At 61.5% G+C, this 5,989-nt stretch carries 4 protein-coding genes; 2 read left to right on the forward strand and 2 right to left on the reverse strand.

The annotated features are described in order from the left end of the window. A partial coding sequence (glmS, locus tag ACXWUF_RS16630; protein ID WP_458495756.1) for a glutamine--fructose-6-phosphate transaminase (isomerizing) occupies nt 1-1,487 on the forward strand: 1,487 nt, incomplete at its 5' end. A 275-nt stretch (nt 1,488-1,762) separates the two neighbouring features. Here the strand turns inward: glmS and ACXWUF_RS16635 are convergent. Next, nucleotides 1,763-2,332: a Uma2 family endonuclease gene (locus tag ACXWUF_RS16635; protein WP_458495757.1), complete on the reverse strand. Its 570-nt coding sequence runs from the start codon at nt 2,330-2,332 to the stop codon at nt 1,763-1,765. Between the two features lie 103 nt (nt 2,333-2,435). After that, nucleotides 2,436-2,978: a 1,6-anhydro-N-acetylmuramyl-L-alanine amidase AmpD gene (ampD, locus tag ACXWUF_RS16640; protein ID WP_458495758.1), complete on the reverse strand. Its 543-nt coding sequence runs from the start codon at nt 2,976-2,978 to the stop codon at nt 2,436-2,438. A 361-nt stretch (nt 2,979-3,339) separates the two neighbouring features. On the opposite strand from ampD, the gene ACXWUF_RS16645 reads away from it, so the two are divergent. Next, nucleotides 3,340-5,688 (forward strand): DUF1631 domain-containing protein, encoded by a 2,349-nt coding sequence (locus ACXWUF_RS16645; RefSeq protein WP_458495759.1) that lies wholly within the window; start codon nt 3,340-3,342, stop codon nt 5,686-5,688. Nucleotides 5,689-5,989 lie beyond the last annotated feature (301 nt).

Here is a 5,989-nt window from a genome sequence, read left to right on the forward strand (position 1 = left end):
AAGGCTACGAGTTCGAGTCGGACACCGACACCGAGGTCATCGTCCATCAAATCCACGAACTGCTGAACGCCGGCCTGCCGCTGCTGCAAGCCGTGAAGGAAACCTGCGGCATCCTGCAAGGCGCCTACGCCATCGGCGTGCTTTGCACCAACGAACCCAACCGCCTCATCACCGCCAGGCACGGCAGCCCCTTGGTCATCGGCCTGGGCGAGAGCGAGAACTTCATCGCCTCCGACGTGTTCGCCCTGGTGGGCGAGGCCCAGCGCTTCATCTTCCTGGAAGACGGCGACATCGCCGACCTGACCACCGACAGCGTCACCGTCTACGACCGCGACGGGCGGGGCGCGCAGCGGAATGTCCACGAGTCCAAGATCGCCGCCGACGCCGTGGAGCGTGGCGACTATCGCCACTACATGCAGAAGGAAATCCACGAGCAACCGACCGCCATCGAGAAGACCTTGGATGGCCGCATCCGCACCGGGCATGTGCTGGATGGCGTGTTCGGGCCACTGGCCGAGCAGGCGTTCGACCACATCAAGTCCGTGCAAATCGTCGCCTGTGGCACCAGCTATCACGCTGGCATGGTGGCCCGCTACTGGATGGAGTCCCTGGCCGGGCTACCCTGCGCGGTGGAAGTCGCCAGCGAATTCCGCTACCGCAAGCAAGTGGTCCCGCCGGGCACGCTATTCGTCACCATCTCCCAATCGGGCGAAACCGCCGACACCCTGGCGGCACTGAAGGAAGCCAAGCGGCTCGGCTACGCCCACACCCTGGCGATTTGCAACGTGCCGGAAAGCTCCATCGTCCGGGAGTCCGAGTCGTCTTTGATGACCCGCGCCGGTCCCGAGGTGGGCGTGGCCTCCACCAAGGCGTTCACCACGCAATTGGTGGCGCTGCTGCTGCTGGTGGTGGCGCTGGGCAAGCGCAACGCCCTGCCCCCCGAGCAGGAGCGGAAGATCGTCAAGGAACTGGAATCCCTGCCGGAGCAAATCCGCCATGTGTTGAAGCTGGAAAGCGAGATTCAGGAATGGGCGGAGTTGTTCGGCGACAAGCAGCACGCGCTCTATCTGGGCCGCGGCGCCCAATATCCGGTGGCGATGGAAGGGGCGCTCAAGCTCAAGGAGATTTCCTACATCCACGCCGAAGCCTACCCGTCCGGCGAACTCAAGCACGGCCCCTTGGCCCTCATCGACGAGCAAATGCCGGTGGTGGCGGTGGCGCCCAACAACGAGTTGCTGGAAAAGCTCAAGTCCAACCTGCAGGAAGTCCAGGCCCGGGGCGGCGTGCTGTACGTCTTCGCCGACGTGGAAGCGCCCATGAGCAACGTCCCCGGCGTGAACCTGCTGCGCATCGCCGAGACCGACGAGGTGGTGGCGCCCATCGTCTACACCGTGCCGCTGCAAATCCTCGCCTACCACGTCGCGCTCATTAAGGGCACGGACGTGGATCAGCCGAGGAACTTGGCGAAGTCGGTGACGGTGGAGTAAGCGCTGCCCACCCGCTGATTGAAAAGGCCCACCGTCCGGGAGGTAAGCCGGGCGGTGGGCCTTTTGTTTGTCGAGCGCTTTTCATAGGATGGGTGAGCGCCGCGAAACCCATCAAACCCCGTACCCCCCGTGGCGATGGCTTCCGCTGCGCTCACCCATCCTATGAACTTTTTGATCCCCCTCACCCCAACCCTCTCCCAGAAGCGAGAGGGCGATAGTGCGATTGCCCTGGCCTCTTTGCGCTCGCAGGGTTTCTAGCCCCAGCCTGTCACGACTCAAGCCCACAAATCCGCCAGCGAAAACGTAATCGCATCAAACGGCGGCACACTCACCGGATCATCGTCCTTGAGCGTGGCGACCAGCAGCCAGCCCTCCTCCCGCAACGAATAGGCTTCCAGCGTCCGCGCCAGCGGGTCCACCAGCCAGACATGCGGCACCTTGTGGCGAGCATAAAGCGGCAGCTTCTTGACGCGGTCCTGCTTGGCCGTGGACGGCGACAGGATTTCGCACACCCAATCCGGCGTCACCTCGAAGCGGTGGTCGTCGGGAACCATCGGCATCCGCTCGCGCCGCCAACCGGCCAGGTCGGGCACGGCCACCACGGTATCCCGGACGAAATGGATTTCCGGCTCGGCAATAATCCACCAGCCGCCCGGGCCATCCTTGCCGCGCTGGAAAGGGGGAAGCAGGCTGGCCCCCAGGCTGGTTTCAGTCACCGCATGGCGACCCGCTGGACGCGGCTGGGCGTACAGCTCGCCGTCAATGATTTCACCCGTGAGGTTTTCCGGCAGGGCCAGCAATTGCTCGTACAGGGACGCCCCGCTCAAGGGTCGGACTGCGTTCATGGCTTGCTCCTCCAAGTTTCCAGTGGCCCGGTATACGCCAACCGCCGCCGCCTATTCAATGCTTCGAAAACCAACACTCAAGGACGCCTTGGATGGCGCGTTTTCAAGCCCGGCGCCCCGTTAGCTTCCCCCAATCAAACCACGGCCCCGGATCGGTCTTGCGGCTTGGCGCGATGTCGCTGTGCGCCGCGATTCGCTCCGGCGAGAGTCCCGGATAAGCCGCGAACAGCGCCGCCAATAGCGCGTTCAATCTAAGGTACTGAGCTTCCTCGTAGGGGCTGTCGTCCGTCCCCTCCAGCTCGATGCCGACGGAGAAATCGTTGCACCGGGACCGGCCTTGATGGCTCGACACGCCCGCGTGCCAAGCCCGCTGCTGGAACGGCACGAACTGAATGATTTCGCCATCCCGCCGAATCAGGATATGCGCCGAGACCCGCAGGTGGTGGATTTCTGCGAAATAGGGATGGGCGTTCGGGTCCAGGGTATTAGTGAATAGTTGCTCTATCGCGCCGGACCCGAATTCCCCCGGCGGCAGGCTGATGCAATGCAGGACGATCAAGGCCATGTCGCCCGGCACGGGCCGCTGGTCCGAGTTGGGGCTGGGCACCCGCCGCGCGGATTCAAGCCAGCCATCGACAATGTTCATGGATCACTCCGGGTCTTGGACGCTGACCGGCGACGCGCCGGATACGGGGTGTAGAGCATTTAAACAGCACCGTCAGCTAGATGAAAAAAGTCACGGGAAATCATCATGGAGCGGCCCGCCGCTTTACAGGCAATAATTTAAAACGTCAACCGATTTCGTGAAACTTTTTGCTATCATGGGATCAAGTTTTTGTTTTTGTGCTGCGTGCGGGGCTGGCGATGGTTGTTTCGCTGCACACCCTAATATCATGGATTCAAAGCGCGTAAAAAATAACAGGAGGTTTTCGTGTGCCCTAATTTCATCCCGCCATTTCCAAGCCAACCCTTGCGCATAAACACATCGGCAATTGAAGGGTAGTCCCATGACAACGCAACACACCGACGACGTTTCCGCCGGAATCCACACACCCAGGCCGATGAATGAATCGCTTGCGTCACGGGGCCCGATCATCGCCGAAGTTCGCGCCATCTACGCCAAGTCCTTGGCGGAATCGCTGCACAAGCTGTTGGCCATCGTTGACGACGAGCTGTTCAAGCGCTCGGAGAAGGCCGAATCCTCGGTTCAGCAATCGCTTTACTTCGGCGCCATGCGGCACTTCCGGGTCCAGGCCGGCGAACTCCAATCCAGCATCCAATGGCAACTGGCGCAAGGCTACGAGAAGTTCTGGCGCAGCCACCACGCGCCCGTGTTCGCGCTTGGCCCGGCGGACAATCTCGCCCAGGGGGATGATCCGGGCTTTTCCCTGGTGGAGAACGAAGTCCTCGAAGAGGAAATCGCCATCACGGCCATGGTGGAGAAGGGCAACAATCTTTTCCAGGACGCGCTGCATGGGTTGAACAAGCGGTTCGCATTCCTGTTGGGCCGGGAGGATGTTTCCCTGGATGAAAACCCCCTCGCGCCCAAGGCGATATGTCAGGCTTTTGCCATCGCCCTCAAGCCAATATCCTCGGAAATAATCATCACCCTGCTGGTTTATAAGCTCTTCGATCACGTCGTGCTGAATGCGCTCGGCGAGTTATACCTGGAGCTTAATGGCGCGCTGGTCAACGAGGGCATACTTCCTTCGTTGCCCAAGGGAGTTAGGCGTGCCTCGTCCCTGGAGGCGGGTATCCATAACCGGGCCACCGCCGGTGGAAAAGCCCCGGCTGACCGGGAGGGTTCGGTTTCCGAGGACAATCAACAAGCCTACATCGAAGTCTTCCAGGGATTGCAGCAACTGCTCGCGGGCTGGCGGGCGCAGGTGGGCATCCCCGTGAGCGACCTGCCGGCGGGGCCGGTGGTTGACGCCCGGACGGTGCTGAACGCCTTGAGCCTGCTGCAAGCCCCTGGCGCGGGATTGATGGCCGGGGCGGAAGGCTTGAAGCCGTGCATCGCGGACCAGTTGCACAAGTTGCAGCCCGGCGAGGATGGCCGCATGGGCCGGTCGGAAGAGGACATCATCGACATGGTGGCGCTGATTTTCGACTTCATCCTCGAAGACCAGCACATGCCCGACGTGGTCAAGGGGCTGATTGCGCGGCTCCAGATTCCGGTGGTCAAGGTCGCGATCATCGAAAAGTCGTTCTTCGGGCGGAAAAACCATCCGGTGCGCCTGTTGCTGAACGCCTTGGCCCAGGCCGGGACGGGCATCGGTTCGGACCAGGAGGCCATCGCTTCCCCCGCGTACAAGAAAATCGAAAGCGTCGTCACCCGGATCCTCGACGAGTTCGACCAGAACGTCGGCCTGTTCTCGGACTTGCTGGACGAGTTCATGGCCTTCCTGGAAAAAGACGACCAACGCACCCGGGTGGTCGAGGAGCGGGCGCGTCAAACCATCCAGAGCAAGGAGCAGGTGCATTTGGCGAAGCGCAAAATCGCCTATGAAATCGCCAATCGCCTGCATGGCAAGCCCGCGCCGACGGCGGTGCGCGCGTTCCTATACAACGCCTGGAAGGATGTGCTGGTGCTGGCCTATCTCCGCCGGGAGAAGCAGCCCGGCGAATGGGAAATGGCCCTCAAGGTCATGGACAAATTGATCTGGAGCGTGCTGCCGCCCGCCGACGAGACCATGCGCCGGGCCATCATCCAGACCATCCCGAGGCTGCTGCAAGCCATCCGGGCGGGCCTGGAAGGCATTTCCATGGACCCCACGACGGTGACGCAAATCATCAAGGGTCTGGAAGCCTGTCATTTGGCGCGGTTACCCGCGTCCATGGCCGCGAGCCATGCCAGCGGGGCCGTCGCGGAACCGATGGCGGCGGTGGCTCACGCCGAGACCGAGGCCGAGGCCATCATCGAAATCCGCGACCCGGAATTCGCCCAGGCGTTCAACGAGATTCGGATGAACCTGCCGGATGTGGAGAACATCAGCGCCAAGGATTTGGCCCGCACCGAAGAGAACTGGGGCAAGCGCAAGAGTCGGCATGATTTGGTGGTGCAAGGGGAGGCCTTGTTCAAGGCCCGCGACATGGAAATCGGCCAGTGGCTGGAGTTCGACGATGGCAAAGCCAAGTTCAAGGGCAAGCTGTCCTGGAAGAGCGAGGTCACGTCGACCTATGTCTTCATCAACAAGAAGGGCGCGATAGTCCTGGAAATCACCCTGAGCGACTTGGCCCGGCGGCTTCAGGACAATACCGCCAAGGTGGTCAAGGATATTGGCATCCCCTTGTTGGACCGGGCGTTCAATGCCTTGATAAACCAGTTGAAAACCCCGGTCGCCAAGCCGGTTTGATTCATGATTCGGCGGGCGTGGCGGGAATCGCCAGGCCCGGATGACTCGATTAAAAACGGGTAACATCCTTGTGGGGTGTTACCCGTTTTTTTCACTGGCTCCCAAGCGCCGGACTCACTGCCATTAAGTTTAAGGCTACCCGTTCGTTGAGCGGAGTCGAAGCGAACCTACCGAGGAGCTTTGATTTCGCTGGCTTCGCCTCCGCCCTTCGGCGGCGCTCAGGACAGGCTCAGCCAACTAAATCAAAGCTACCCACTCTTGTCGCGACGTATAACCGTGTTCGATACGACGGGTCGCGATG

The organism is Methylomagnum sp. (assembly GCF_054333355.1).